Origin of the sequence: Streptomyces flaveolus, assembly GCF_044765825.1 — a bacterium.
GTDB lineage: Bacteria > Actinomycetota > Actinomycetes > Streptomycetales > Streptomycetaceae > Streptomyces > Streptomyces flaveolus.
Map to the genome: position 1 here is coordinate 108,203 of NZ_JBIWKU010000007.1, position 24,837 is coordinate 133,039.

Sequence of the window (24,837 nt, forward strand, 5' to 3'; positions counted from 1 at the left end):
ATCAGCTGAGCGGCAGCTCGACGTGCACCTGCCAGTCACCGGCGTCGTCGGGCCCCGTGTGCGCACGCCCGCCCAGCAGCGCGGCCCGCTCGCGCATGCCGCGCAGGCCGCTGCCGCGCCCCGGCCCCGCTCTCCCGTCCGGCAGCGGATTGCGCACCTCCAGACCGAGGCTGCCGTCCGCCACCCGGACGCGGACCCGCACGGGGACCGCCCCCGCGTGCCGCAGCACATTGGTCAGCGCCTCCTGAAGGATGCGGTAGCCCTCCCGCGAGACCGGACCCGGCAGCGTCTCCAGCGGTCCCGTCACCTCGGCGTCGACCTTCGCCCCGGAGGCACGGGCGGACTCCAGCAGCCGGCCGGCGTCCACGAGCGTCGGCCGGCTGCTCACCGGCCGCTCGGCCTCCCGCAGCACGCCGAGCACCCGCTCCAGGTCCTCCAGGGCCGCCCGGCCGGTCTCCTCGATCGCGGTCAGGGCGCGGTCGGTGAAGGCGGGGTCGCCCGCCGCCCGCGCGGCGCCCGCCTGGACGACGGCGACCGTCAGCGCGTGGCCGATGGAATCGTGCAGCTCGCGGGCGATGCGGTTGCGTTCCAGGAGTTGCTCGGTGCGTTCCTCGAGGACACTGAGCCGTTCCGCGGCGGACGGGCCGAGGAGCGCGCGGGCTCCCGCCGTCGCCAGCACCCCGAGTCCGACCACGGCGCCGTACAGGGCGAGGACGGGGATCGGCGCGAGGAGCGCGTACGCCCAGTGCGGAGCGGCATCCCGCAGGAGCGCCATGTCGTCGATCCGGTGCCCCAGGGCGAGCCGGAGCAGCTCGACGGTGAGGATCGGCAGCCAGACGCACGCGGCCGTGGTCAAGCCGCCCAGCACCATGCGCAGTTCCAGCCACACCACCGTGCGCAGCCGGTCCCGCAGGTTCGCCGAGGGGGCCACCGAGAAGGCCGCGTCCTCTTGGCCGGGCGTGAGCAGCAGGCGTGCCTGCACGCCCTCGCCGGTCCGCACCGCCGGGACGAACCCCAGGGGGACCAGCACCGCCGCGGGCACCCACAGGCTCCCGTCGTCGATGAGCGCCCACACACTCACCACGAGCATGGGCACCCACAGGTGCAGCAACCGTGTGTACGTCGTGCCCCGGGCCAAGGGGCGCAGCAGGCGGACCATTTCGTCATCGTGCCAGCCGCCACCGGCCACCGGCCTCCCCCGCCCGGGGGAGACGCTCTCCACCGACGGGGGAGGACCCGCCCCCGTACGAGAGGGCACGCTGCTGTCATGACCAGCATCGACGTCCAGAACCTCACCAAGGAGTACGGCACCCGGCGAGCCGTCGACGACCTCACGTTCACCGTGCGCCCCGGCCGCGTCACCGGATTCCTCGGCCCCAACGGCGCCGGGAAGTCCACCACCATGCGGCTGGTGCTCGGCCTGGACCGGCCCACCTCCGGGACCGCGACCGTCGGCGGGCGCCCCTACGCCACGCTCCACGAGCCGCTGCGGCACGTCGGCGCCCTGCTCGACGCGCAGGCCGCGCACGGCTCGCGCACCGCCCGGGACCATCTGCGCGTGCTGGCGGCGAGCAACCGGGTCCCGGTCCGGCGGGTCGACGAGGTGATGGAGGAGACGGGTATCGCGTCGGCGGCCCGCCGCCGGGTGAGGACGTACTCCCTGGGCATGCGCCAGCGGCTGGGCATCGCCGCCGCGCTGCTGGGCGACCCCGGGGTGGTGATGCTGGACGAGCCCTCCAACGGGCTGGATCCCGAGGGCATCATCTGGATCCGGGAGCTGCTGCGGCGGCTCGCGGCCGAGGGCCGCACGGTTCTGGTCTCCAGTCACCTGATGAACGAGACCGCGTCCTTCGCCGACCACCTGGTGGTCCTCGGCCGAGGCCGTCTGCTGGCCGACACCTCGATGCGGGAGTTCATCGACGCGCGCGTGCGGCCGCGTGTCCGCATCCGCACCTCGGACGCCGGCGCCCTGAAGTCCGTACTCGCCCGGCACGGCCACGACGCCGTGGAACACGACGACGGGTACTGGACCGTGCACCACGCGCGTGTGGACGACATCGGCCGTGCCGTCTCCGGGGCTGGCGTCCCGATCCTCGAACTGGCCTCGGACGAGGGGACCTTGGAGCAGGCCTACCTGGACCTGACGGCCGCCGAGACCGAGTTCACCGCACAGCCCGCACAGCCCGCACCGTCTCAGGAGGCCTGACCATGCACTTCACGCCCGTACTCCGCTCCGAGGCGCTCAAGATCCGCACCTTGCGCTCGCTGTGCGGCACGCTGCCGGCCCTGTTCGCGGTCACCACGGCGTTCTCCGCGCTGGCCGGTTCCTCCGGTACCTCCGACCCGGACTTCGACCCACTGTTCACGGCGCTGTCCGGTGTCTGGCCGGGACAGATCGCCGCGATCGCCTTCGGGGCCCTGGCCGTGTCGTCGGAGTATCAAGGCAACGGAATCCGGCTCTCCCTGGCCGCGGTACCGCAGCGCGGCCGGTGGTTCGCGGCGAAGCTCGTGGTCGTCGCGGTACCGGTCCTGGTGGTGGGGCTGCTCACCGCCTGCGCCGCCCTCGTCGCGGCCCGGGCGGGCCTCGGCCCGGCGGCGGGCGGACTCACCGGCGGCGAGCAGGTGCGCGGCGTCGTGGGCTGCGGGATCTACCTGATGCTGATGGCCCTGCTCGCCGCCGGCCTGACCGCCCTGTTCCGCAGCGGCATGGCCACCCTGTCCACCGTCATCCCGTTCATCCTCGTCGTCTCGTTCGTGATCGGGGACGCGGCGGGCGGCGCGACCGACTTCCTGCCGGACAAGGCGGGTCAAGTCGTCCTGTACCAGGCGCACGACGGGTCCCTGGGCCCGTGGACGGGGCTCGCGGTGACCGCACTGTGGGCGGCCGCCGCCGTCCTCGCGGGGGCCTGGCGGCTGCGCCACCGGGACGCCTGAGCCAGGCGCGGCTGACGCCCCGCCAATTGTCAGTGGCGGCCGGTTTACTGGATCGCATGAACATCGCGCAGCACATCGCGCTCATCGACGAGCTGTGCTTCCGGCCCTTCCCGGCGGAGCACGGCCCGTCGGGCGACGGCACAGGGGGCCCGGGCCGAGTCGTCGTGGTGCTGGAGAGCAGCCACGGCCTGCGCGGCGGCGACCGGGCACAGCGGGTGGTGACGGTCGAGCAGTACGAGAAGTGGAGGGACGCTCTCTACGAGCGCCTCGCCCCGCGCTGGGGGGAGACGGACCCCTGGAACCTGCAGACGGTCCTGCTGCGGACCGAAGCGGAGGAGATACCCGAGCCGTGGGCCACCCTCTGCGCCCGCGCCCGCGTGGCCCACCTCTGGGACGCGGAGGGGACGGGCCGCTGGATCGCGGTGGCCGTCGCCGACCGGGACGAGACGGACGAGGTGCAGCTGCTGGCCGTGGTCACGGAGCAGGCCCCGCCGTGACCGCCGCCTACGCCTGAGGGTCCGCCGCGACCCGCAGCCGCGCGAACTCCTCCGCCATCGTCTGCGCGGTCCAGTGCGCGTTCAGCCCACTGGGGTTGGGCAGGACCCACACCCGGGTGCCCCCGATCGTCCGTTCCTGCGGGCCCACCCGGGCCTTGCGGTCGTCGAACGCCGCCCGGTACGCGGTGACACCGACGACGGCCAGCCAACGGGGCCGCAGCCGCGCCACCTTCAGCGCAAGCTGCCGGCCGCCCTCCCGGTACTCCTCGGCGGTCAGCTCGTCCGCCCGCGCGCTCGCCCGGGCCACGACGTTGGTGATGCCGAGTCCGTACGACAGCAGCTCCTGCTGCTCCGACGGCTTCAGCTGCCGCGGAGTGAAGCCGGACAGATGCAGCACCGGCCAGAACCGGTTGCCCGGGCGGGCGAAGTGGTGTCCCGTCGCCGCCGACAACAGGCCGGGGTTGATGCCGCAGAACAGCACGTGGAGGCCGTCCGCGACGACGTCCGGTACGAGACGGTCGCGGGCGGCCTCCAGTTCGGCCCGGGTGAAGCGGGTCAGAGGATCGCTCCGGGGGTGTAGCCCGCCGCCGCCGGGTGCTGCTTGACGATCTCCTCGATCCGGCCGACGACGACGCCGACCTGGTCGGCCGCGGCGCCGGTGAAGGAGAGCTTGTCGGCCATCAGGGCGTCCAGCCCGGCACGGTCCAGCGGGATGCGCTCGTCGGCGGCCAGCTTGTCGAGGAGCTCGTTGCGCTCGGCGCCCTGCTCGCGCATGGCCAGCGCGGAGGCGACGGCGTTCTCCTTGATCGCCTCGTGCGCGACCTCCCGGCCGACCCCGGCCCGCACCGCGCCCATCAGCACCTTGGTGGTGGCGAGGAACGGCAGGTAGCGGTCCAGCTCGCGGGCCACGACGGCGGGGAAGGCGCCGAACTCGTCGAGCACGGTCAGGAACGTCTCCAGCAGGCCGTCCAGTGCGAAGAACGCGTCCGGCAGCGCGACCCGGCGCACCACCGAGCAGGACACGTCGCCCTCGTTCCACTGGTCGCCCGCCAGCTCGCCGGTCATCGAGGCGTAGCCGCGCAGGATCACCATCAGGCCGTTGACGCGCTCGCAGGAGCGGGTGTTCATCTTGTGCGGCATCGCCGAGGAGCCGACCTGGCCGGGCTTGAAGCCCTCGGTGACCAGCTCGTGCCCGGCCATCAGCCGGATCGTCCTGGCCAGCGAGGACGGCGCCGCCGCCAGCTGCACCAGCGCGGTGACGACCTCGTAGTCCAGCGAGCGCGGGTAGACCTGGCCGACGGAGGTGAACGCCTGCGAGAAGCCGAGGTGCCCGGCGATCCGCTGCTCCAGCTCCGCGAGCTTGCCGGCGTCGCCGCCGAGCAGGTCCAGCATGTCCTGGGCGGTGCCGACCGGGCCCTTGATGCCGCGCAGCGGGTAGCGGCCGAGCAGTTCCTCCACCCGGCCGTAGGCCACGAGCAGCTCGTCGGCGGCGGTGGCGAACCGCTTGCCCAGCGTCGTCGCCTGCGCGGCCACGTTGTGCGAGCGGCCGGCCATGACCAGCTCGGCGTACTCGCCGGCCAGCTTGCCGAGGCGGGCCAGGACGGCCACCGAACGGTCGCGGATCAGTTCCAGCGACAGCCGGATCTGCAGCTGCTCGACGTTCTCCGTCAGGTCGCGGGAGGTCATGCCCTTGTGCACGTGCTCGTGCCCGGCGAGGTCGTTGAACTCCTCGATCCGCGCCTTCACGTCGTGCCGCGTGACCTTTTCGCGCTCGGCGATGGAGGCCAGGTCGACCTGGTCGAGGACGCGCTCGTAGTCGGCGATCGCGGCGTCGGGCACCTCGATGCCCAGGTCCTTCTGGGCACGCAGCACGGCGAGCCAGAGCTGCCGCTCGAGCTTCACCTTCTGCTCGGGCGACCAGAGCGTGGCGAGCTCGGCGGAGGCGTAGCGTCCGGCGAGGACGTTCGGGATGCGGGGCTTGGCGGGAGCGGAAGTCACGTAAACGGATTCTACTGGCGATTCGTGCAGGCCAGCGCCGCGGGGTTGTTCGTCGGAAGCTACGAACGCCGCGCGGACCCGGGAAGGATCACGCCGGTTCCTCGTACGGCAGCAGCTCCGGGCGCTTGGCCGGCAGGCCGTCGCCGGACGAGCGGCCCGTCAGCCTGCGGCCTATCCAGGGCAGCAGGTGCTGCCGGGCGAACCGGACGTCCGCGGTGCGGCGCGTGATCCAGCCCGGCGGCGGCGTCGCCGGGATCGGCGCGTGCCACTGGGGATCCTCGGGTTCGTAGCCGAGCGACTGCCACACCGCCTCCGCGACCCGGCGGTGACCGTCGGCGGTCAGGTGCAGCCGGTCCACGTCCCACAGGCGCGGGTCGGCCAGCGACTGCGCCCCGTACAGGTCCACGACCACGGCGCCGTGCTGCCCGGCGAGGTCGTCGATGATCGCGAACAGCGCCTCCATGCGCGGCCGGAACCGCTCCAGCACCGGGCCCTGCCGGCCGGGGCTGCGCATCAGCACGAGCTGCTTGCAGTTCGGGGCCAGCCGCTCCACGGCCTGCGTCAGCAGATCCCGCACCCGGGCCATGTCGCACTTGGGCCGCAGGGTGTCGTTGAGCCCGCCGACCAGCGTGATCACGTCGGCCCCCATGGCCGCCGCGACGTCCACCTGCTCGTCGACGATCTGCCCGATCAGCTTCCCGCGCACGGCGAGGTTCGCGTACCGGAAACCGGGGGAGCGGGCGGCCATCCGGGCCGCGAGGACGTCGGCCCAGCCCCGGTAGGAACCGTCGGGCAGCAGGTCGGACATGCCCTCGGTGAAGGAGTCGCCGACGGCGACGAGGCTGGTGTGGGTGGGATTCGTCTGCATGGCGACGAAGATGGTAACCCGACTCCATACCCGCCGGTCGGTCGCCCTCCGCGGGGCGGCAGGTCAGGTCCGCCGGCCGAACAGCTCCCGCAGCACGTCCTCCATGGTCACCAGCCCCGCCAGCCGCCCGTCGGAGCCCAGGACCGCCGCCAGATGCGTACGGCTGCCGCGCATCGCCGTGAGCACGTCGTCCAGCGGTGTGGCCTCCCGCACCCGGGCGATGGGCCGCATGTCCCGCAGCCGGAACGGCTGGTCCCGGGGGGAGGCGTCCAGGGCGTCCTTGACGTGCAGGTAGCCGACGATCCGCCGCCCGTCGTCCACCACCGGGAAGCGGGAGAACCCGGACTCGGCCGACAGCCGCTCCAACTGCTCCGGCGTGATGCCCACGCGCGCGTGCACGACGCGTTCCAGCGGCAGCACCACGTCCCGCACCGGCCGGCGGCCCAGTTCCAGGGCGTCGTGCAGCCGCTCCTGGGCGCGGTCGTCGATCAGCCCGGCCTCGCTGGCGTCCTTGACGATCTCGGCCAGCTCCCTGTCCGTGAAGGTCGCCGAGACCTCGCTCTTCGCCTCCACCCTGAGCAGCTTGAGCAGCGCGTTCGCGAAGGCGTTCACCGTGAAGATCACGGGGCGCAGCGCGCGGGACAGCCCCACCAGCGGCGGCCCGAGCAGCAGCGCGCTGCGCACCGGCTCGGCCAGCGCGATGTTCTTCGGGACCATCTCGCCGAGCAGCATGTGCAGATACGTCGCCAGGGCCAGGGCGATCACGAAGGACACCGCGTGCCCCGCCCCCGACGGCACGCCCACCGCGTGGAACACCGGCTCCAGCAGATGCGCGATCGCCGGTTCCGCGACGATGCCGAGGACCAGCGTGCACAGCGTGATGCCGAGCTGGGCCGCCGCCAGCAGCGCGGACACGTGCTCCAGGCCCCACAGCACGCTCTTCGCCCGCCGGTCGCCCCCCTCGGCGTACGGCTCCACCTGGCTGCGGCGCACGGAGATCAGCGCGAACTCGGCGCCCACGAAGAAGGCGTTGACGACGAGCGTCGCCAGACCGATCAGCAGCTGTACGGCGGTCACCGTCCGGCCTCCCCGTCCTCGCCGTCACCGGTCCGTTCGTCGTCGAGCGGGGCGTGCAGCAGCACCCTGGCCGCCCGGCGCCCCGCCGCGTCCACGACGTCCAGCCGCCAGCCCTCGACGTCGACGGTGTCGCCGACGGCGGGGATGCGGCCCAGCCGGGCCGCGACCAGGCCGGCGACCGTCTCGTACGGACCCTCCGGCACCCGCAGGCCCAGGCGGGCGAGCCGGTCCACCCGCGCCGCGCCGTCGGCCCAGTACAGCGCGTGGCCTTGCTCGTCCGTGCCGGCCGCGTCCAGCTCGGGGATCTCGTGCGGATCGTGCTCGTCGCGCACCTCGCCGACGACCTCCTCGACGATGTCCTCCAGCGTGGCCACCCCCGCCGTCCCGCCGTACTCGTCGATGACGACGGCCATCGTGCGCCGCCCGGACAGCCGGTCCAGGAGCCGGTCGACGGTCAGGGTCTCCGGGACGAGCAGCGGCTCGCGCATCAGCTCCGCGACCGGCACCCGGGGCCGGCGCTCGGCGGGCACCGCCAGCACGTCCTTCACGTGGGCCGTCCCCACCACCGCGTCGAGGGTGTCCCGGAAGACCGGGAACCGGGACAGCCCGGTCGCCCGCGTCGCGTTCGCCACGTCCTCGCAGGTCGCCCGCCAGTCCAGGGCGATGACCTGGACGCGCGGGGTCATCACGTTCTCCGCCGTCAGGTCGGCGAGGTTCAGGGTCCGCACGAACAGTTCGGCGGTGTCGGGCTCCAGGGCTCCCTCCCTGGCGGAGTGCCGGGCGAGCGCCGCCAGCTCCTGCGGCCCGCGCGCGGACGCGAGCTCCTCCGCGGGCTCCACGCCGAGGCGGCGCACGACGCGGTTGGCCGAGTTGTTCAGGTGGGTGATGAAGGGCCGGAAGGCCGAGCTGAACCAGCGCTGCGGACCGCCCACCCGCTTGGCGACGGCCAGCGGCGAGGAGATCGCCCAGTTCTTCGGCACCAGCTCGCCGACGATCATCAGGAAGACCGTGGACAGGGCCGTGCCCAGCACCAGCGCCAGCGAGGAGGCCGCCGAGCGGGACATCCCGGCGTCCTCCAGCGGGCCCGCGATGAGCGCCGCGACCGACGGCTCGGCGAGCATGCCGACCACCAGGTTGGTGACCGTGATGCCGAGCTGCGCCCCGGAGAGCTGGAACGTCAGATTCCGTACGCCCTTCAGCGCGCTCGCCGCGCCCCGCTCGCCGCGCGCGGCGGCACGCTCCAGCTCGCCGCGCTCGACGGTGGTCAGCGAGAACTCGGCCGCGACGAAGGCGCCGCACGCGAGCGAGAGCAGGATCGCCACCAGCAGCAGGAGCACTTCCGTCATCGGGTCACCTCGGTTCCATGATCGGACAGGACGTGGAGGTTCGCGCGATGTCGTGCGCCGGGACACTCGCTCATGTGCCGGTGCTCACTGCCTTTCAGTCGGTGAGGGGCTTGGCCCAGCGTCGCCACTGCTCCTGGGGCGCGTACCCGGCGGCCCGCCACGCATGCTGCGCCCGTTCGTTGCGCACCAGCACCATCGCGTCCGCGCGCCGCCCGCCGAGCCGTACGAACCGCTCCTCCGCGGCGTCCAGCAGGGCCGAGCCGATCCCCCGGCGGCGGTGGCCGGGGTGCACCGCCAGCCGGTACAGGTGGCAGCGCCAGCCGTCGAAGCCGGCGATCACCGTGCCCACCAGCGTGCCGTCGCACTCGGCAAGGATCAGCGCGTCCGGGTCGCGGGCGACCAGACGCTCCACGCCGTCCCGGTCGTCGCTGATGCTCGTCCCCTCCGCGGCCACCTTCCAGAAGGCCAGCACGGCATCCAGGTCCTCGGGCCCGGCGGCCCGTATCCGAAGATCATTCATGCGGTGATCCCACCACGCGCCGCAGAGGGCCGAACGCGAATTCCGGCATACGGACGGCATGCGGCCGTCAGGCGTCGCGCAGTGCCCGCATCACCGGGGCGAAGGCCTCCATGGACGGCTCCAGGACCGTCAGGTACGTGAACCCGTAGCGCTCGCGCTGCGCGCGCACCTGCGCGGTGATCTCCTCGAGGGTGCCCATCAGGAAGAGGGGCAGGTCGAGCGCCTGGCCGGCGGTCAGGTGCGGGACGCGTTCCAGCAGGGGGCGGACGGCGGCCTCGCGGTCGCCGGTGACGGCCACCAGCTGGATGAGCAGGTTCAGCTCGGCCGGTTTCTCGCGGTCCGCCGCCGACGCGCGGTAGCGCGCCACGCGTTCGTCGAGCTCCTCGGCGGTGATGGGCGCCAGTTGTCCCGTTGGGCTCCCCGGCACCGTACGGCCGCCCGTGAACGCGGCGATGTCGGCGTGCCGTGCGGTCAGTTCCAGCATCCGGTCGCCGTTGGCGCCGATGAGCAGCGGCACCCCGGGCCGCTGTACCGGCCGCGGCCGGTACTCCTCGTCGCGGAGCAGCCGCTGCAGTTCCTCCACCGTGCGCCGCAGATGATCCACCCGTTCGCCGGGTGAGCCGAAGGGCAGCCCCGCCGCGTCGTGCTCCGCCCGTACGTAGCCGGTGCCGAGCCCCAGCTCCAGGCGCCCGTCCGTCAGGGCGTCCGTGGTCGCCACCTCCCGGGCCAGCAGCGCCGGGTTCCAGAAACCGGCGTTGAGCACGAACGTGCCCACCCGGGGCCGCCGGGTGGCCCGGGCCGCCGCGACCAGCGCCGGGAAGGGGGCCACCGTGCCGAGATGGTCCGGTACCAGGATCACGTCGTAGCCCAGCTCCTCGGCCCGCCGGCACTTCGCACTCCATTCCGCGGCCGGGGCGGAAGCCGTCAGGTTGACGCCGAAGCGGAAGGGTGGAGTGGACAAGAGGGCCTCCTCGGTGGTCTGCGCGCCGGCGCCAGACTAGGGCGCCCCGGCGCACACCGGAATCCTCCCGCGGTACCGGTCCGCCGGATGCCGCCCTTGCCCCTGCTAGCGTTCCGGCGCTAGCGTCGGGGTATGGCGAAGACCCAGAAGGCCCAGCTGAATGTGCGGGTGGACGAGGGCACCGCCCGGGCCGCCCGCGAACGGGCCATGGCCCGGGGGATGAGCGTCAACCGCTACATCGAGGAACTGGTCCGGCAGGACACCGGCGAGGCCGGCCGCACCTTCGTGGAGGCCGCCGCCGACTTCATGCAGCAGTACGAGAAGGTCTTCGCGGAGGAGGTCGGCGAGCGCCGCCGCTGAGCCGGTGAACGAACTCACCATCGACCTCGCCTGGCTGCTGATGCTCGCCGAACAGCGCACCCCGGGAGACCCCCAGGTCACCGACTGGGGCGCTCTCGTCGCCGCCGTCGCCCGCCACCGCGCCGAGATATTCGACGTCCCCGTCTACGACGGCCCTTACGCCCGCGCCGCGGCGCTGCTCCAGCTCCTGATCCACGTCCCCGCGCTGGAGCGCTCCAACGCCCTGTTCGCCTCCGCGGTCGCCTACGCCTACCTGGTCGCCAGCGGCGTCAAGGTCGCCACCACGCCCGAGCAGGTACGGGACCTGGCCCTGCTGGTCAAGAGCGGCGAGGCGTCGGTCGACGACATCGCGCACGAACTGCGCCAGTGGAGCGTGTGACGGCCGCGCACCGCGCCTAGGGGGTGTCGTCCCCGGGCGGTCGCCAGGCCGTGCCGAGGACGCAGTACGACATCGGCAGCGCCGGCCCGTTCTCCGGCATCAGCATCCGCCGGTAGGGGCCCAGGGTGAACCCGGCGTCCCGCAGCGCGGCGACCGGGTCGCGGGACACGTGGCAGCCACCCGCCAGCGCCGGCCACACCGTCCGGTCCAGCGCCCGCTGGGTGAAGGTCATCACCCGTCCCCCGCCCCGCCCGTGCTCGAAGAAGCGCAGCTCGCCGCCGGGCCGCAGCACCCGCCGCAGCTCCCCGAGCGCCCGCGGCACGTCCCGGACACTGCACAGCACCAGCGACACGACGGCCGCGTCGAACGCCTCGCTCTTGACCGGCAGCGCCTCCGCCGCACCCGGCGCCACGTCGACCGGCACCTGGGCGCGCAGCGCCGCGTCCACGGCCATGTGCCGCAGGGAACGCTCCGGTTCGATGGCGACGACCTCCGAGACGGCGCCCGGATAGTGCGCGAAGTTCAGGCCGTTGCCCGCGCCGACCTCGATCACCCGCCCGGACAGCCCTGCGAGCAGCCGCTCACGCACCCGCGCCATGCCCATCCGGGTCTCGGCGCTCGTGCTGAACCGGGCGTAGTAGCGGGCGAAGAGCGGATGGTGCACGGCGTCCGGGGGCACGGAGCGGGAACGGGCGGATCGCAACGGCATGGGACCTCCCTCACGAGGTGGTGCCTTACCGCGATTGTCCCCCGCACGAGCACGGCGCACCCGCCCGCCGGCACCCCACTTCCGCGTGGCGGGCACCGCACCCGCCCCAACTGCCCCTGCGGGCCGAGTGACCGGCGTGGGCACACCGGGCCGCCGCTCCCGCCTGTCCCGCGGCCCGGGTCACCGGTGTGCCCGGCAGCGGTCGGGGCGGCCCGGTGGCGGGCCTACGGCGCCGCTCGGCCCGCGACCGGGCCGCCGCCCGCCCGTGTGCGTACAGCGGGTGCCCCGCACCGACGGCCCCCGCCGCCCGCGTCACCGGCGTGCCTCGCATCCCCCCGGAGCCGCTGTGCGGACCCCGTGCCCGTCAGGGGGCCTCGCGGAGGCGGAACGCGTCCGCGTCCCATGTGCCCTCCAGGCGGGGGGCCAGCCAGTGCGGTGCCGCCGACCGGAAGGCGGCCGGCGCGAGGGCGCCGGCGCCGGCGGGCAGGGCGCCGAGCAGGGGTGCCCCGGACACCTCCGGCAGGTCCGCGAGGTTGCAGCGCGAGGCGAGGTCCGGGTCCGCGGGCCAGCTGCCGATCACCACCCCCGAAAACTCCAGCCCGCGCGCGGCGAGTTCGCGCGCCGTCAGCTCGGTCGTGTTCAACGTGCCCAGCCCCGCCGACGCCACCACGAGCACCGGCGCGCCCAGCAGCGCCGCGACGTCCGCCAGGGTGCCGCCCGCCTCGTCGAACCGGACGAGCAGCCCGCCCGCCCCCTCGACCAGCACCAGGTCGTGCTCGGTGGCCAGCTTGGCCGCGGCCTCCGCCACCTCCCCGGGGCGTACCGGCGCCCGCCCGGCCCGCCGCGCGGCCGTGCCCGGCGCCAACGGCTCGGGATAGCGGGCGACCTCGGCCGCCGTCACGGCGCCCGCGAGGCGCGCGACCTCCTGCGCGTCCCCGGGCTCGTCGGGCCGTACGCCCGTCTGAGCGGCCTTCAGCACGGCCACCGACCGGCCGGCCGCCAGCGCCGCCGCGGCCACGGCGGCGGTCGCGACCGTCTTGCCGACCTCCGTGCCCGTCCCCGTGATCACCAGTACCGGCATGTCATCCCTCCCGTGCCGCCGCGCACACCGCGCGGGCGATGCGTGCCACGTCCGCATCGCCCGTGACGTACGGCGGCATCGTGTAGATCAGGTCGCGGAACGGCCGCAGCCACACGCCCTCGCGCACGGCCGCCTCGGTCGCCGCCCGCATGTCGACGGCGTGGTCGAGCTGCACCACGCCGATCGCGCCGAGCACCCGCACGTCGGTCACGCCCGGCAGCCCGGCGGCGGGCGCGAGCCCCTCGGTGAGGCCCGCCTCGATGCGCTTGACCTCCGCGCGCCAGTCCTGGCCGAGCAGCAGCCCGATCGAGGCGCACGCCACCGCCGCGGCGAGCGGATTGCCCATGAACGTCGGCCCGTGCGCGAGCACCGGCACCTCGCCCCGCGAGATGCCGTCCGCCACCCGCGAGGTGCACAGCGTCGCCGCCATCGTCAGATAACCGCCGGTCAGCGCCTTGCCCACGCACATCACGTCCGGCGTCACGGCCGCGTGCTCCGCGGCGAACAGCGCGCCCGTACGCCCGAACCCGGTGGCGATCTCGTCGAACACCAGCAGCACGTCGTGCGCGTCGCACACCTCGCGCAGCACCCGCAGATAGGCGGGGGAGTGGAACCGCATCCCGCCCGCGCCCTGCACCACCGGCTCGACGATCACCGCGGCCAGTTCGTCGGCGTGCCGCTCGACCGTCGCGCGCAGATGGTCCGCGTACGACTCCTCGTACTCGGCGGGCGGGGCGTCCGCGAACACCTGACGCGGCAGCACCCCGCTCCACAACTCGTGCATCCCGCCCTCGGGGTCGCACACCGACATGGGCTGCCAGGTGTCGCCGTGGTAGCCCCCGCGCCAGGTCAGCAGCCGCTGCTTCGCGGGGCGGCCCAGCGAACGCCAGTACTGCAGGCACATCTTGACCGCCACCTCGACCGACACCGAGCCGGAGTCGGCGAGGAACACGTGCTCCAGGCCCTCCGGGGACATGTCGACAAGGAGCTTCGCCAGCCGCACGGCGGGCTCGTGGGTGAGCCCGCCGAACATGACGTGACTCATCCGGTCCAGCTGCTCGCGCGCGGCCTCGTTCAGCACCGGGTGGTTGTAGCCGTGGATCGCCGACCACCAGGACGACATCCCGTCGACCAGCTCGCCCGAGCCGTCGGTCGGCCGCAGCCGCACCCCGCTCGCCGACTCCACGACGAGCGGGTCCTGCCGGCCGGGCATGGGGCCGTACGGGTGCCAGACGTGCCGCCGGTCCAGGGCCAGCAGCTCGTCCACGGTCAGCGCGGGCTCAGGCATTGGGCGCGAGGTCCGTTCCGGCACCACGGCGGCGTACGGCGACCAGGTCCGTACGCGCCTCGCCCGTCACCGGCGCCTGCGCGGCCGGGGCGGAGCCGCACCCGCCCTGCGCCGGGGCGGAACCGCATACCCCGCCGTCCTCGTGCGACCCGCAGCCGCCCCGGCCCGCCGCCCGGTGTTCGGGCAGGGTCACCTCGCCGGTGCCCTCCACCTCGAAACCGGCGTCCGCGATCATCTCCAGGTCGGCCTTGCCGGCCTGGCCCTCGCTGGTGAGATAGTCGCCGAGGAAGATCGAGTTGGCCAGGTGCAGGGCGAGCGGCTGCATCGTGCGCAGATGCACCTCGCGACCGCCGGCGATGCGCACCTCGACGTCCGGGCAGACGAACCGCGTCATCGCCAGGATCCGCAGGCACCGCTGCGGGGTGAGGTTCCACTCCTTGGCCAGCGGCGTGCCCTCGAACGGGATCAGGAAGTTGACCGGCACCGAGTCGGGATCCAGCTCGCGCAGCGAGAAGACCACGTCGACCAGGTCCTCGTCGCTCTCGCCCATGCCCGCGATCAGCCCCGAGCAGGCGGACAGCCCGGCCGCGTGCGCCTTGTTGACCGTGTCCACCCGGTCGGCGTACGTGTGCGTGGTCGTGATGTCCCCGTACGTCGACTCGGACGTGTTGAGGTTGTGGTTGTAGGCGTCGGCGCCCGCCTCGCGCAGCCGTTCCGCCTGACCGTCGGAGAGCAGCCCGAGGCAGGCGCAGACCTCGACGCCCTGGTTCTGCTCCTTGATGGTCCGGATGGTCTCGGAGACCCGGTCCACGTCCCGCTCGGTCGGACCGCGCCCGCTGGCCACCAGGCACACCCGCTTGGCGCCGCCGGCCACGCCCGCGGCGGCGGCCTCGGAGGCCTGGCCGGGCTTGAGCCAGGTGTACTTGAGGATCTCCGCCTTCGAGCCGAGCCGCTGCGAGCAGTATGAGCAGTCCTCGGGACACAGGCCCGACTTGAGGTTGACGAGGTAGTTGAGTTTCACCCGTCGGCCGAACCAGTGACGGCGTACCTTGCCGGCCGCGGCCACCACATCGAGCAGGTCGTCGTCGGAAGTGGCGAGGACGGCCAGCGCTTCCTCGCGGGTCGGCGTCTCGCGCCGAAGCCCCTTGTCCACCAGCGTGTTCAGCAGGTCCATGAGAGCCGATCCTGTCCTACGGGGCCACCCGGGGCCAAGGAGAGTTCGCACAACAGTGACAGATCACCGTGTGGGTATCGCCACACCTCGGGCAGCTCGTCGTGCCGCTAGTGTCTGTCCACTGCCTACAAAACCCCGGGAGGGCGAAGCCATGGCGTTCGGCTGGATCGACGAGCAGGCCGGGGCGCGCCGCCGGGCCGGACTCGTACGGACACTGCGGCCCCGCCCGGCCGACTCGCCCCTGCTGGACCTGGCGAGCAACGACTACCTCGGTCTGGCCCGGCACCCGGAGGTCGCCGAGGGCGCGGCGCGGGCCGCGCGGACCTGGGGCGGCGGCGCGACCGGCTCCCGGCTCGTCACCGGAACCACCGAACTGCACGCCGAACTCGAGCGTGAACTGGCCGCCTTCTGCGGCTTCGAGGCCGCGCTCGTCTTCTCCTCCGGCTACGCGGCCAACCTCGCCGCGGTGACCGCGCTGGCCCCGCACGGCTCCCTCGTCGTCTCCGACGCGGGCAACCACGCCTCGCTGATCGACGGCTGCCGGCTGGCCCGGGGGACCACCCAGGTGGTGGCGCACGCCGACCCGGACGCGGTGCGCAAGGCGCTGGCGACGCACGACGGACCCGCCGTCGCCGTCTCCGACACGGTGTTCTCGGTGGACGGCGACGCGGCGCCGCTGGCCGCCCTGGCCGAGGCGTGCCGGGAACACGGCGCCGGGCTGGTCGTCGACGACGCCCACGGCCTCGGCGTCCTCGGCGACGGCGGCCGGGGCGCCCCGCACGCCGCGGGCCTCGCGGGCGCCGGCGACGTCGTCGTGACGGTCACGCTGTCCAAGTCGCTCGGCAGCCAGGGCGGCGCCGTGCTCGGCCCCGCGCGGGTGATCGACCACCTGGTGAACGCGGCCCGGACGTTCATCTTCGACACCGGACTCGCCCCCGCCGCGACGGGCGCCGCCCTCGCGGCACTGCGGCTGCTGCGCCGTGAGCCCGGGCGGGCGGCACGGGCGCGCGAGGTGGCGGCCGAGCTGCACGCACGCCTGACCGCCGCGGGTCTGGCGGCGGTACGCCCGGACGCCGCGGTGGTCTCGGTGCGCGCTCCCTCCCCGGAGGGGGCCGTGCGGTGGGCGGCCGACTGCCGTGCGGCCGGCCTGTCCGTGGGCTGCTTCCGCCCTCCGTCGGTGCCCGATGGCATCTCACGGCTCAGGCTGACCGCTCGTGCGGACCTCTCCGGGGAACAGATCGAACGCGCTGTACGGGTGATCGGCGAAACGCGGCCATGAGTCGGCGTGGCACGGCCGTGCGTCGCGCGGCACCCGGTCGGGTCAGCCGGTCCGGCCGACGTGGACCGCGGCCGTGAACGACGCCCAGCTCCCGGGGGAGAAGAGCAGCGCGGGCCCGGCCGGGTCCTTGGAGTCGCGCACGGCGAGGAGTCCGGCCCAGGGGCCGGCCGACGGCCGTGCCGTCTCCACGCAGTTGTTGGCTCCCGTGCTGTAGCTGCTGCGCAGCCATCGCACACCGTGCAGATCGGTACTCGCGGGGGTGTTCCGAGGAAGTGCGGACATGGTGCCTCCTTACGCGCCGGCCGCGGTCGCGGCGATGTAGTCCAACGAGTCCTCGGGCGAAAGGGCATGGAGCAGGAGAGCGTTGAAGGCCTCGGTGTAGGCCTCTAGGTCTTCTTTCCGTTCGAGGTGGAGGCTACTCGTCAAGTGGTCGAGAACAACCACGTCGAGATCAGAAGTGCTCGGAAATGAGAAGATTACGAAAGGGCCGGTGACACCGATGTGCGCCCCGGCGGAGAACGGCAGTACCTGGAGCCGGACATGGGGCAGCCGCGCGGCCTCCACCAGCCGGGTCAGCTGCCGGGCCATCACCCCCGGTCCGCCCACCTCCCGGCGCAGCACCGCTTCGTCGAGGACCGCGTTCAGCTCCAGCGGCGGGTCGGCCCGCAGCACGTCCTGCCGGGCCAGCCGGACCTCCACCAGCGTGTCCAGCCGCTCCTCCGGCAGCCCGTCCACCGCGGCCCGCGTGACCGCGCGGGCGTACTCCGGTGTCTGGAGCAGTCCGGGCACGACGGTGGTCTCCAGGGTCCGCATGGCGCTCGCCTGCGACTCCAGGCTGATGAAGTCCCGGTACGTCGGCGGCAGTACCCCGCGATAGGCGTGCCACCAGTGGTGCCGGCCGCCCGCGTCGTCGGAGCCCGCCAGCACCACCAGAAGCTCCCGCAGTTCCCGGTCCTCGACCCCGTAGGCGTCCAGCAGTAACCGCACGTCGGCCGGTTTCGCCCCGCTCGTCCCGGTCTCGATCCGGCTGACCTTCGACTGGTGCCAGCCCACCAGCCGGGCCGCCTCGCCGCTGGTGATCCCCGCCGACGTGCGCAGGGCGCGCAGCTCCGCGCCCAGCTTGCGGCGGCGCACCACCGGACCGTGCTGCATGGGCCACTCCTCTACTCCCCATGAGCCGCCCGAATGCGGTCTGCCGTCGCAGAGTTCACCGCTTCGAGCGACAGATATATGCATATCTTGGTGGATCGCCGCCCTTCACCGGGCGGTGATGGCAGTCTGGCGGCGAAGCACCAGTCCGGGACCGTACTCGAACCATCCGCTCCGTGTCCGGCTGCGGTCCCGTGGGAAAGGGACGACGTCGCCATGGCAGACCATCTGGAAGCATCCGTCACTCTGCCGAGCGATCCCGCCTCGGTGGCCGCCGCGCGCACCTATGTGGTGGGCACCCTGGCGGAGTGGGGCCTGCCCGCGGACGCGGAGGTGTCCGAGACCGTCCGGCTCATCGTCTCCGAGCTGGCCACCAACGCGGTCCAGCACACGTTCGGGCAGTCACCGACCTTCACGGTGGACCTCGTGCTCGACTGCGACGAACGGCTGTGCATCGGCGTGACCGACAGCCACCCGCGCTTCCCCAAGCGGCTGCCCGCCGCCGTGCAGCAGGACAACGGCCGGGGCATGGTGATCATCCGCTGGCTGACGGCGGAGTGCGGCGGCAGGCTGAGAGTGCGGCCCACGAGAGAGGGCGGCAAGACCGTTTCCATCGAACTGCCCTGGACGGCACCGGGCCCGGTGGTGCCCGCCGAGCAGGTCACGGTCGTGGGCCGTCCCCCGGTCGAGGCCGTGGGGCGGCAGGAGCCTCAGCGGTGAGGCGTGGACGGCGCCCGGCGCGCAGCGGACGGCGCCCGCCGGGCCGTGCGGCCCCGCGCCGCCCGGGCCCCGCGCCGGGCCGACCGGTTCCGCCGCCGTACGCCGTTCGGCGGAGCGGCGTTCACCGGTCAGGCGGGTCCGCCGGACCAGGCCGGGGAGCAGCCACCACAGGCCGAGACAGCCCAGCAGGGTCGCCGCACCGGCGGCCGTACCGCCGGCCCGGCCGTTGGTCACGTCGACCATGAGCATCACCGAGCCGGTGAACGCGAATTTGTCGAGCTCCGGGAAGCGCGAGGTGAAGGCCAGGGACAGCGGGAAGGCGAAGAGGATCCGCACCCCGGTCCGGGTGAACGCGCAGTTCCTGGAGCAGCTCGAAGTCGCGGTCGGCGCGCCCCAGTGGCGGGTCGTCGCGCGCGGTGCCGGCCATGTCCTGACGGGCAACCGCTCAGGGCCGTGTCACGCACCGCGGCACGCACCCGGGACGGTGACGGCGCGTCAGGACGCCGTCACCGCCCCGGGCGGGTCACTTCACCCGGCCGTACCAGACGTTGCTGGTCCAGATCTTCTGCAGCCGCACCACGTCCCCGGTCTTCGGGGCATGCCAGATCTTGCCCTTCCCGGCGTAGATGCCGACGTGGTACACGCTCCGGCCCGAGTGGAAGAACACGAGGTCTCCGGCCCTGCGGCTCTTGGCGGAGATGTGCCGGGTCTTGTTGTACTGCTGCGCGGCGGTCCGCGGCAGCTTCTTGCCGGCCTTCTTGAACGAGTACAGCGTCAGTCCGGAGCAGTCGAACCTGCGGGGTCCGACTGCTCCCCAGGCGTAGGGGGAGCCCTTCTTGGATGCCGCGATGTGGAGGGCCTTCGTCGAGAGGCTCGCCGCGGCGGACTCGGAGGCGCCGCCGGGAACCACGATGGAGCCGCCCACGGCGGCGATGGTCAGGGCCGAGGCCGTGCCGGCACGGGCCATCAGTGACGGGACGCGATTGAGCGCAGTCATGCGCAACCCTTCGTCAGCCGCCTGTGAAGGATGACCTGTCGGATTCGGGCTGGCGAAGTTGCCCGGCCGCACGGGTGCGGCTTCACCCCAAGGGCTGCTCGGCCCGGTGCCTCCCTCTCGGGGGCGACCGTTCCGGCGACCCGTCGTGCTTGGGTCCTCCACTCCTGCCGATCCACTCCTGTCGACCGGTCGTCCGGGCGGCGGCAGGATTCGGCGTCCGCCCGGACCGCCCCGCCGCTGCGGCGGGGGCTTGTCGTCAGTCATGGATCTTGTCGCATAGAAGTCGGAAAATCCCAACGGAACCGGGCCCTTGTGTGGTTACTCACCACTCACCCGTTCGGGTGGACATGTCGGTGTTCGATCCCCTGTCGCATGCCGTGACGACCCCGGGACCAGCGGCGGAATGACATATTCCGCCGTTCGGGTGCGCGCATTGCGCAAGCCCGAGGGGTCGGAAATCCGAGGTGTTCCTACGCCGAAAGGTGGTACGCCGTTCGGCCGGTTTGGGCTCCGGGCGACCGAGACCGCCGACCGGAGGCGACTTCCGGACAGCCCTGGGGGGCGGTGGGGGCGTCCAGTTGTTCGCGGGCATGCGGAAGGCCGCCGACAGCACCGGTAATCGGTCGGTCAAACCGGTAATCAGTCGGTCAAAACCCTGTGACGTGGCAGAAACACTGTAGCCCTACTCTGCACCCCGATCCACCTGCGGTTTTGCGTACATCGGCGTGTGCGTTCGGGCCCGTTGCTGTGTGTTACACCTAGAGCCGTCGCGGTGGACGCGGCAGCCGGAACCGTTCGGTCCCGGCGTGACGTTCTGTGAGGTGGTACGTGCAACTGACCCCGCACGAGCAGGAACGACTGCTCATCCATGTGGCCGCGGACGTGGCCGAGAAGCGCCGCGCACGAGGAGTGAAGCTCAACCACCCCGAGGTCGTCGCGCTGATCACCTCGCACATCCTCGAAGGTGCACGCGACGGCCGCACGGTCAGTGAACTCATGGCGTCGGGCCGCAAGCTGATCCAGCGCCACGAGGTCATGGAGGGCATTCCCGAGATGATCCACGACGTGCAGGTCGAGGCGACCTTCCCCGACGGCACCAAGCTCGTCACCGTCCACGAACCGATCATCTGACGGGAACCGCAGCCATGATTCCCGGAGAGATCCTCTTCGCCGACGAGCCGGTCGCCTTCAACGAGGGCCGCCCGAGCGTCCGTCTGACCGTGCTCAACACCGCCGACCGGCCCGTCCAGGTCGGCTCCCACTACCACTTCGCCGAGGCCAACCCCGGTCTCGACTTCGACCGCGCCGCGGCGCACGGCAGGCGGCTGAACATCGCCGCCGGCACCGCCGTCCGGTTCGAGCCCGGCATCCCGGTCGACGTGGAGCTGATCCCCCTCGCGGGTGCTCGCGTCGTCGTGGGTCTGCGCGGAGCGACCGGAGGTGCCCTCGATGCCTGAACTGTCCCGCGCCGCCTACGCCGACCTGTTCGGCCCGACCACCGGCGACCGCATCCGCCTGGCCGACACCGACCTCTTCGTGGAGATCGAGGAGGACCGCTCCGGCGGCCCCGGACGTTCCGGCGACGAATCGGTCTTCGGCGGAGGCAAGGTGCTGCGCGAGTCGATGGGCCAGTCGCGCGCCACCCGCGCCGAGGGTGCCCCCGACACCGTGATCACCGGCGCCGTGATCATCGACCACTGGGGCATCGTCAAGGCCGACATCGGCATCCGCGACGGCCGCATCACCGGCATCGGCAAGTCCGGCAACCCGGACACCATGGACGGCGTCCACCCCGAGCTCGTCATCGGGCCTGAGACGGAGGTCATCGCGGGCAACGGCAAGATCGTCACCGCCGGCGGCATCGACACCCACGTCCACTTCATCGCGCCGGGCATCGTCGACGAGGCCCTCGCCTCCGGCATCACCACCCTCATCGGCGGCGGCACGGGCCCGGCCGAGGGCAGCAAGGCGACCACGGTCACCCCCGGTTCGTGGCACCTCGCCCGGATGTACGCGGCCCTGGAGTCGAGCCCCGTCAACATCGGCTTCCTCGGCAAGGGCAGCACCATGTCCAAGGAGTCGATGCGCGACCAACTGCGCGCCGGCATCCTCGGCTTCAAGATCCACGAGGACTGGGGCGCGACCCCCGCCGTGATCTCCGCCTGCCTGGACGTGTGCGAGGAGTCCGGCGTCCAGCTCGCCGTCCACACGGACACCCTGAACGAGGCCGGATTCGTCGGCGACACCTTCGACGCGGTCGCCGGGCGCACCCTGCACGCCTTCCACGTCGAGGGAGCCGGCGGAGGCCACGCACCCGACATGATCACGGCGGTGTCGCTGCCGAACATGCTGCCGGCGTCCACCAACCCGACCCGGCCCCACACCGTCAACACCGTCGAGGAACACCTCGACATGCTGATGGTCTGCCACCACCTCAACCCCGCGGTGCCCGAGGACCTGGCCTTCGCCGAGTCCCGCATCCGGCCGAGCACCATCGCGGCCGAGGACATCCTGCACGACATGGGCGCCATCTCCATCATGTCGTCGGACTCCCAGGCCATGGGCCGCATCGGCGAGGTGATCCTGCGGACCTGGCAGACCGCGCACGTGATGAAGCGGCGCCGCGGCTTCCTGCCCGGCGACACCCGCGCCGACAACCGGCGCGCCCGTCGCTATGTCGCCAAGTACACCATCAACCCGGCCGTCGCCCAGGGCATCGAGCACGAGGTCGGCTCCGTCGAGTCCGGCAAGCTCGCCGACCTGGTCATCTGGGAGCCCGGCTTCTTCGGCGTGAAGCCGCAGGTCGTGCTCAAGGGCGGACAGATCGCCTACGCGCAGATGGGCGACGCCAACGCCTCCATCCCCACCCCGCAGCCCGTCCTGCCGCGCCCGATGTACGGCGCTCTCGGCCGGGCGCCCGCCATGAACTCGCTGAACTTCGTGGCCGAGGCGGCGATCGAGGACGGACTGCCGGAACGCCTGGGCCTCGGGAAGGAGTTCGTACCCATCCGCTCGACCCGCGGCCGCACCAAGGCCGACATGCGCGAGAACGACGCCCTGCCACGCGTCGAGGTCGCCGCGGACTCCTTCGCGGTGACCATCGACGGCGAACTCGTCGAGCCCGCACCCGCCACGGAACTGCCGCTCGCGCAGCGGTACTTCCTGTTCTGAGCGCCGTCATGAGCCGCGCAGCACTGCTCGTCCTGTCGGACGGCCGATTCCCCGCCGGAGGGCACGCCCACTCCGGCGGGGCGGAGGCCGCCGTCAAGGCCGGGCGCATCACCGACGCCGCGAGCCTGGAGGACTTCTGCCGAGGGCGGCTGCACACGAGCGGAGCCGTGACGGCGTCCCTCGCGGCAGCCGCGGCCCTCGGCGTCGACCCCGAGGAACTCGACCGGGCCGCGGACGCCCGCACGCCGTCACCCGCGCTGCGGGCGGTGGCACGCAGACTCGGCCGGCAGCTCATGCGGGCCGCCCGCGCCACCTGGCCGGACCCCGGACTGGAGGCGCTGGCCGGGCGCTTCCCCAAGGGCGCCCATCAGCCCGTCGTCCTCGGGCTCGCCGCCCGAGCGGCCGGGCTCGAAGCCCTGGACGCGGCGTACTGCTCCGCCTACGAGGGGGTGAGCGGACCGGCGACCGCGGTCGTGCGGCTGCTCGGCCTCGACCCGTTCGACGCCACCGCCGTCCTCGCGCGGCTGGCGCCCGACGTGGACCGCGTGGCCCAGGACGCCGTGGAGGCGGCCCGACGGGCCGTGAGCGAGGGGGTGGACGTGCTGCCGGCGCGGTCCGCGCCGTTGCTCGAGATCGGGGCGCAGGCGCATGCCGCCTGGGCTGTGCGGTTGTTCGCCTCCTAGCGGGTTCTCGCCCCCGCCGCCCCTTCCCTTTCCCGACTCCAGGGGGCTCCGCCCCCTGGATCCCCTTTCGGCCTGAACGGCCTGGTCCTCGAACGCCGGACGGGCTGAGAGCCGACCCCCAGTTTTCAGGAGTCACCCATGCACCTCGACCACCACCACGACGGGCCCGCCGCCGTGTCCGCCGATGCCCGACGGCCCGACGGGAGCCGCCGCGCGCTGCGTATCGGGCTCGGCGGGCCCGTCGGGTCCGGCAAGACCGCGACCGTCGCCGCGCTCTGCCGCGCCCTGCGCGAGGAACTGTCCCTCGCCGTCGTCACCAACGACATCTACACGCGCGAGGACGCCGAGTTCCTGCTCCGCGAGGCCGTGCTGCCGCCGGAGCGGATCAGCGCCGTCGAGACCGGCGCCTGCCCGCACACCGCGATCCGGGACGACATCTCCGCCAACCTCGAGGCCGTCGAGGACCTGGAGGAGGAGGTCGGACCGCTCGACCTGGTCCTCGTGGAGTCCGGCGGCGACAACCTCACCGCCACCTTCTCCCGGGGACTCGTCGACGCCCAGATCTTCGTGATCGACGTGGCGGGCGGTGACGACATCCCGCGCAAGGGCGGCCCCGGTGTCTCCACCGCCGACCTGCTCATCGTCAACAAGACCGACCTCGCCCCGTACGTCGGCTCCGACCTCGCGCGAATGGCCGCCGACGCCAAGGCGCAGCGCGGCGAACTGCCGGTCGTCCTCCAGTCGCTCAGGAGCGAGGCAGGCGTGGGGGAGGTCGCCGACTGGGTGCGCGCCCGGCTCGCCGCGTGGACGGCATGACGGCGCCCGGCGGCGTCCGGGCGAGGGCGCGGATCCTCGCCCGCGGCGACGGACGCGGCGGCACCAGCCTGCCCGTACTGGAGGGCGAGGGACCGCTCGCGGTCCGGCGGACCCGGGGGAGCGGCGCCGAGGCCCGGGTGCTGCTGGTCGGCGCGATGAGCGGGCCGCTCGGCGGCGACCACTTCACGGTGACCGCCGAGGCGGTGCAGGGCGCCCGGCTGCGGGTCGGCTCCGCCGCCGCCACCCTCGCACTGCCGGGCCAGGACAAGGCGGGGGCCCGCTACGACGTCCGGCTCGGCGTCGCCGACGACGCCGAACTGCACTGGCTGCCCGAACAGTTGATCTCCGCGAACGGCAGTGACCTGCACGTGACCACACACGCCGACCTCGCGCCCACGGCCCGGCTCGTGCTGCGGGAGGAACAGGTGCTCGGGCGGTCCGGTGAGGAACCGGGGCGGCTCACCAGCCGTCTTGCCGTACGGATCGCGGGCCGCACCGTCCTCGACCAGGAACTGTCCTGCGGCCCCGGCGCCCCGGGAGGCTGGGACGGCCCCGCCGGGCTGGCCGGTCACCGGGCCGTCGGCCAAGCCGTCGTCGTCCGGCCGTCGTTCGCGACCCGGCCGCCGGCCGCCCGCATGGCCGGGGAGGGCGCGGCCGTCATGCCGCTCGCCGGACCGGCCGTACTGGTGACCGCGGTGGCGCCGGACGCGCTGCGGTTGCGGCGGCTGCTGGACGAGGCGCTGGCCTCCCTGGACTGAGCTGATCCGCCCCTCGGACACGCCTCTCCGTTTATCGGATTGGCAAAGAAGTGGTGCCACCCCTGTTCCCAG

28 protein-coding genes are annotated in these 24,837 nt (G+C 73.2%); 13 read left to right on the forward strand and 15 right to left on the reverse strand.

Going from position 1 to position 24,837, the window contains the following annotated elements:
* Window position 1 precedes the first annotated feature (1 nt).
* Window positions 2-1,159: a sensor histidine kinase gene (locus ACIRG6_RS22125; protein ID WP_364819153.1), complete on the reverse strand. Its 1,158-nt coding sequence runs from the start codon at window positions 1,157-1,159 to the stop codon at window positions 2-4.
* Window positions 1,160-1,267: 108 nt separating this feature from the next.
* On the opposite strand from ACIRG6_RS22125, the gene ACIRG6_RS22130 reads away from it, so the two are divergent.
* The 3 genes from ACIRG6_RS22130 to ACIRG6_RS22140 are packed head-to-tail and all read left to right on the forward strand — an operon-like array spanning window position 1,268 to window position 3,431.
* The gene (locus ACIRG6_RS22130) at window positions 1,268-2,206 is read left to right on the forward strand and encodes an ABC transporter ATP-binding protein (RefSeq protein WP_403324177.1); all 939 of its coding nucleotides are present in this window, start codon (window positions 1,268-1,270) and stop codon (window positions 2,204-2,206) included.
* Window positions 2,207-2,208: 2 nt separating this feature from the next.
* Window positions 2,209-2,934 carry an ABC transporter permease gene (locus ACIRG6_RS22135; RefSeq protein WP_364682172.1) on the forward strand — a complete coding sequence of 242 codons (726 nt, stop codon included), beginning with the start codon at window positions 2,209-2,211 and terminating at the stop codon, window positions 2,932-2,934.
* Window positions 2,935-2,990: 56 nt separating this feature from the next.
* Window positions 2,991-3,431 carry a hypothetical protein gene (locus ACIRG6_RS22140; RefSeq protein WP_364819147.1) on the forward strand — a complete coding sequence of 147 codons (441 nt, stop codon included), beginning with the start codon at window positions 2,991-2,993 and terminating at the stop codon, window positions 3,429-3,431.
* A gap of 7 nt (window positions 3,432-3,438) precedes the next feature.
* Here ACIRG6_RS22140 and mug read toward each other — a convergent pair whose 3' ends face one another.
* The 7 genes from mug to ACIRG6_RS22175 all read right to left on the reverse strand — a co-directional run bounded on the left by mug (window position 3,439) and on the right by ACIRG6_RS22175 (window position 10,201).
* The gene (gene mug / locus ACIRG6_RS22145) at window positions 3,439-3,990 is read right to left on the reverse strand and encodes a G/U mismatch-specific DNA glycosylase (RefSeq protein WP_364819232.1); all 552 of its coding nucleotides are present in this window, start codon (window positions 3,988-3,990) and stop codon (window positions 3,439-3,441) included.
* Window positions 3,987-5,429: an adenylosuccinate lyase gene (gene purB, locus ACIRG6_RS22150; RefSeq protein ID WP_318217601.1), complete on the reverse strand. Its 1,443-nt coding sequence runs from the start codon at window positions 5,427-5,429 to the stop codon at window positions 3,987-3,989. The genes mug and purB overlap by 4 nt, the downstream gene beginning before the upstream one ends.
* 88 nt (window positions 5,430-5,517) lie before the next feature.
* Entirely contained in the window at window positions 5,518-6,297 is a 780-nt protein-coding gene (locus tag ACIRG6_RS22155; protein ID WP_364682176.1) for an SGNH/GDSL hydrolase family protein, read from the reverse strand.
* A 63-nt stretch (window positions 6,298-6,360) separates the two neighbouring features.
* Window positions 6,361-7,374, reverse strand: a complete 1,014-nt coding sequence (locus ACIRG6_RS22160; RefSeq protein WP_318217599.1) for a hemolysin family protein — start codon at window positions 7,372-7,374, stop codon at window positions 6,361-6,363.
* The gene (locus ACIRG6_RS22165; protein WP_403324182.1) at window positions 7,371-8,720 is read right to left on the reverse strand and encodes a hemolysin family protein; all 1,350 of its coding nucleotides are present in this window, start codon (window positions 8,718-8,720) and stop codon (window positions 7,371-7,373) included. Before ACIRG6_RS22165 ends, ACIRG6_RS22160 begins: the two co-directional genes overlap by 4 nt.
* Window positions 8,721-8,814: 94 nt before the next feature.
* Window positions 8,815-9,240 carry a GNAT family N-acetyltransferase gene (locus ACIRG6_RS22170; protein ID WP_403324185.1) on the reverse strand — a complete coding sequence of 142 codons (426 nt, stop codon included), beginning with the start codon at window positions 9,238-9,240 and terminating at the stop codon, window positions 8,815-8,817.
* Window positions 9,241-9,307: 67 nt separating this feature from the next.
* Window positions 9,308-10,201 carry an LLM class F420-dependent oxidoreductase gene (locus ACIRG6_RS22175; protein WP_364682180.1) on the reverse strand — a complete coding sequence of 298 codons (894 nt, stop codon included), beginning with the start codon at window positions 10,199-10,201 and terminating at the stop codon, window positions 9,308-9,310.
* A gap of 132 nt (window positions 10,202-10,333) precedes the next feature.
* Here ACIRG6_RS22175 and ACIRG6_RS22180 point away from each other — a divergent pair, with 132 nt between their 5' ends.
* Window positions 10,334-10,561: a toxin-antitoxin system HicB family antitoxin gene (locus ACIRG6_RS22180; RefSeq protein WP_225634987.1), complete on the forward strand. Its 228-nt coding sequence runs from the start codon at window positions 10,334-10,336 to the stop codon at window positions 10,559-10,561.
* Between the two features lie 4 nt (window positions 10,562-10,565).
* Window positions 10,566-10,940 (forward strand): fic family toxin-antitoxin system, toxin component, encoded by a 375-nt coding sequence (locus ACIRG6_RS22185; RefSeq protein WP_318217595.1) that lies wholly within the window; start codon window positions 10,566-10,568, stop codon window positions 10,938-10,940.
* A gap of 16 nt (window positions 10,941-10,956) precedes the next feature.
* On the opposite strand, the gene ACIRG6_RS22190 is transcribed toward ACIRG6_RS22185, so the two are convergent.
* The 4 genes from ACIRG6_RS22190 to bioB all read right to left on the reverse strand — a co-directional run bounded on the left by ACIRG6_RS22190 (window position 10,957) and on the right by bioB (window position 15,192).
* Window positions 10,957-11,649, reverse strand: coding sequence for a class I SAM-dependent methyltransferase (locus ACIRG6_RS22190; RefSeq protein WP_364682182.1), 693 nt, complete (start codon window positions 11,647-11,649; stop codon window positions 10,957-10,959).
* 364 nt (window positions 11,650-12,013) lie between these two features.
* Complete coding sequence (gene bioD / locus ACIRG6_RS22195) at window positions 12,014-12,730, reverse strand: dethiobiotin synthase (protein ID WP_403324190.1); 717 nt, start codon at window positions 12,728-12,730, stop codon at window positions 12,014-12,016.
* Between the two features lies 1 nt (window position 12,731).
* Window positions 12,732-14,018 carry an adenosylmethionine--8-amino-7-oxononanoate transaminase gene (locus ACIRG6_RS22200; RefSeq protein ID WP_403324192.1) on the reverse strand — a complete coding sequence of 429 codons (1,287 nt, stop codon included), beginning with the start codon at window positions 14,016-14,018 and terminating at the stop codon, window positions 12,732-12,734.
* Window positions 14,011-15,192, reverse strand: a complete 1,182-nt coding sequence (gene bioB / locus ACIRG6_RS22205) for a biotin synthase BioB (RefSeq protein ID WP_364819139.1) — start codon at window positions 15,190-15,192, stop codon at window positions 14,011-14,013. Before bioB ends, ACIRG6_RS22200 begins: the two co-directional genes overlap by 8 nt.
* A gap of 151 nt (window positions 15,193-15,343) precedes the next feature.
* Between bioB and ACIRG6_RS22210 the strand changes: the two genes are divergently transcribed.
* Window positions 15,344-16,471 carry an 8-amino-7-oxononanoate synthase gene (locus ACIRG6_RS22210; RefSeq protein WP_403324194.1) on the forward strand — a complete coding sequence of 376 codons (1,128 nt, stop codon included), beginning with the start codon at window positions 15,344-15,346 and terminating at the stop codon, window positions 16,469-16,471.
* Window positions 16,472-16,513: 42 nt separating this feature from the next.
* Here ACIRG6_RS22210 and ACIRG6_RS22215 read toward each other — a convergent pair whose 3' ends face one another.
* Window positions 16,514-16,753 carry a DUF397 domain-containing protein gene (locus ACIRG6_RS22215; protein WP_189231194.1) on the reverse strand — a complete coding sequence of 80 codons (240 nt, stop codon included), beginning with the start codon at window positions 16,751-16,753 and terminating at the stop codon, window positions 16,514-16,516.
* 9 nt (window positions 16,754-16,762) lie between these two features.
* Window positions 16,763-17,623, reverse strand: a complete 861-nt coding sequence (locus ACIRG6_RS22220) for a helix-turn-helix domain-containing protein (protein WP_350718226.1) — start codon at window positions 17,621-17,623, stop codon at window positions 16,763-16,765.
* 213 nt (window positions 17,624-17,836) lie between these two features.
* Here ACIRG6_RS22220 and ACIRG6_RS22225 point away from each other — a divergent pair, with 213 nt between their 5' ends.
* On the forward strand, window positions 17,837-18,340 hold the full coding sequence (locus tag ACIRG6_RS22225; protein WP_364682193.1) for an ATP-binding protein: 504 nt from the start codon (window positions 17,837-17,839) through the stop codon (window positions 18,338-18,340).
* A gap of 523 nt (window positions 18,341-18,863) precedes the next feature.
* Here ACIRG6_RS22225 and ACIRG6_RS22230 read toward each other — a convergent pair.
* Window positions 18,864-19,337, reverse strand: coding sequence for a C40 family peptidase (locus ACIRG6_RS22230; protein ID WP_318217587.1), 474 nt, complete (start codon window positions 19,335-19,337; stop codon window positions 18,864-18,866).
* An 828-nt stretch (window positions 19,338-20,165) separates the two neighbouring features.
* On the opposite strand from ACIRG6_RS22230, the gene ACIRG6_RS22235 reads away from it, so the two are divergent.
* The 6 genes from ACIRG6_RS22235 (at window position 20,166) to ACIRG6_RS22260 (ending at window position 24,765) form a co-directional block, all read left to right on the forward strand.
* Window positions 20,166-20,468, forward strand: a complete 303-nt coding sequence (locus ACIRG6_RS22235; protein ID WP_189231199.1) for an urease subunit gamma — start codon at window positions 20,166-20,168, stop codon at window positions 20,466-20,468.
* A 14-nt stretch (window positions 20,469-20,482) separates the two neighbouring features.
* Window positions 20,483-20,794 (forward strand): urease subunit beta, encoded by a 312-nt coding sequence (locus ACIRG6_RS22240; protein ID WP_189231200.1) that lies wholly within the window; start codon window positions 20,483-20,485, stop codon window positions 20,792-20,794.
* Window positions 20,787-22,508, forward strand: coding sequence for an urease subunit alpha (locus ACIRG6_RS22245; protein WP_318217586.1), 1,722 nt, complete (start codon window positions 20,787-20,789; stop codon window positions 22,506-22,508). The genes ACIRG6_RS22240 and ACIRG6_RS22245 overlap by 8 nt, the downstream gene beginning before the upstream one ends.
* An 8-nt stretch (window positions 22,509-22,516) precedes the next feature.
* Window positions 22,517-23,191 (forward strand): urease accessory protein UreF, encoded by a 675-nt coding sequence (locus tag ACIRG6_RS22250; protein WP_318217585.1) that lies wholly within the window; start codon window positions 22,517-22,519, stop codon window positions 23,189-23,191.
* Window positions 23,192-23,329: 138 nt separating this feature from the next.
* Window positions 23,330-24,007: an urease accessory protein UreG gene (gene ureG, locus ACIRG6_RS22255; protein WP_239770280.1), complete on the forward strand. Its 678-nt coding sequence runs from the start codon at window positions 23,330-23,332 to the stop codon at window positions 24,005-24,007.
* On the forward strand, window positions 24,004-24,765 hold the full coding sequence (locus ACIRG6_RS22260) for an urease accessory protein UreD (RefSeq protein WP_239770281.1): 762 nt from the start codon (window positions 24,004-24,006) through the stop codon (window positions 24,763-24,765). The genes ureG and ACIRG6_RS22260 overlap by 4 nt, the downstream gene beginning before the upstream one ends.
* Window positions 24,766-24,837 lie beyond the last annotated feature (72 nt).

Excerpts from the sequence above, each read along its gene's own strand:
- ACIRG6_RS22165 (WP_403324182.1), bottom strand. The coding sequence starts at position 8,720 with ATGACGGAAGTGCTCCTGCTGCTGGTGGCGATCCTGCTCTCGCTCGCG.
- ACIRG6_RS22170 (WP_403324185.1), bottom strand. The coding sequence starts at position 9,240 with ATGAATGATCTTCGGATACGGGCCGCCGGGCCCGAGGACCTGGATGCC.
- ACIRG6_RS22240 (WP_189231200.1), top strand. The coding sequence starts at position 20,483 with ATGATTCCCGGAGAGATCCTCTTCGCCGACGAGCCGGTCGCCTTCAAC.
- ACIRG6_RS22230 (WP_318217587.1), bottom strand. The coding sequence starts at position 19,337 with ATGACTGCGCTCAATCGCGTCCCGTCACTGATGGCCCGTGCCGGCACG.
- ACIRG6_RS22215 (WP_189231194.1), bottom strand. The coding sequence starts at position 16,753 with ATGTCCGCACTTCCTCGGAACACCCCCGCGAGTACCGATCTGCACGGT.
- ACIRG6_RS22180 (WP_225634987.1), top strand. The coding sequence starts at position 10,334 with ATGGCGAAGACCCAGAAGGCCCAGCTGAATGTGCGGGTGGACGAGGGC.
- ACIRG6_RS22220 (WP_350718226.1), bottom strand. The coding sequence starts at position 17,623 with ATGCAGCACGGTCCGGTGGTGCGCCGCCGCAAGCTGGGCGCGGAGCTG.
- ACIRG6_RS22155 (WP_364682176.1), bottom strand. The coding sequence starts at position 6,297 with ATGCAGACGAATCCCACCCACACCAGCCTCGTCGCCGTCGGCGACTCC.
- ACIRG6_RS22245 (WP_318217586.1), top strand. The coding sequence starts at position 20,787 with ATGCCTGAACTGTCCCGCGCCGCCTACGCCGACCTGTTCGGCCCGACC.
- bioD (WP_403324190.1), bottom strand. The coding sequence starts at position 12,730 with ATGCCGGTACTGGTGATCACGGGGACGGGCACGGAGGTCGGCAAGACG.
- ACIRG6_RS22130 (WP_403324177.1), top strand. The coding sequence starts at position 1,268 with ATGACCAGCATCGACGTCCAGAACCTCACCAAGGAGTACGGCACCCGG.
- ACIRG6_RS22260 (WP_239770281.1), top strand. The coding sequence starts at position 24,004 with ATGACGGCGCCCGGCGGCGTCCGGGCGAGGGCGCGGATCCTCGCCCGC.
- ACIRG6_RS22210 (WP_403324194.1), top strand. The coding sequence starts at position 15,344 with ATGGCGTTCGGCTGGATCGACGAGCAGGCCGGGGCGCGCCGCCGGGCC.
- bioB (WP_364819139.1), bottom strand. The coding sequence starts at position 15,192 with ATGGACCTGCTGAACACGCTGGTGGACAAGGGGCTTCGGCGCGAGACG.
- ACIRG6_RS22225 (WP_364682193.1), top strand. The coding sequence starts at position 17,837 with ATGGCAGACCATCTGGAAGCATCCGTCACTCTGCCGAGCGATCCCGCC.
- ACIRG6_RS22125 (WP_364819153.1), bottom strand. The coding sequence starts at position 1,159 with ATGGTCCGCCTGCTGCGCCCCTTGGCCCGGGGCACGACGTACACACGG.
- ACIRG6_RS22140 (WP_364819147.1), top strand. The coding sequence starts at position 2,991 with ATGAACATCGCGCAGCACATCGCGCTCATCGACGAGCTGTGCTTCCGG.
- ACIRG6_RS22135 (WP_364682172.1), top strand. The coding sequence starts at position 2,209 with ATGCACTTCACGCCCGTACTCCGCTCCGAGGCGCTCAAGATCCGCACC.
- ureG (WP_239770280.1), top strand. The coding sequence starts at position 23,330 with ATGCACCTCGACCACCACCACGACGGGCCCGCCGCCGTGTCCGCCGAT.
- ACIRG6_RS22250 (WP_318217585.1), top strand. The coding sequence starts at position 22,517 with ATGAGCCGCGCAGCACTGCTCGTCCTGTCGGACGGCCGATTCCCCGCC.
- ACIRG6_RS22190 (WP_364682182.1), bottom strand. The coding sequence starts at position 11,649 with ATGCCGTTGCGATCCGCCCGTTCCCGCTCCGTGCCCCCGGACGCCGTG.
- ACIRG6_RS22200 (WP_403324192.1), bottom strand. The coding sequence starts at position 14,018 with ATGCCTGAGCCCGCGCTGACCGTGGACGAGCTGCTGGCCCTGGACCGG.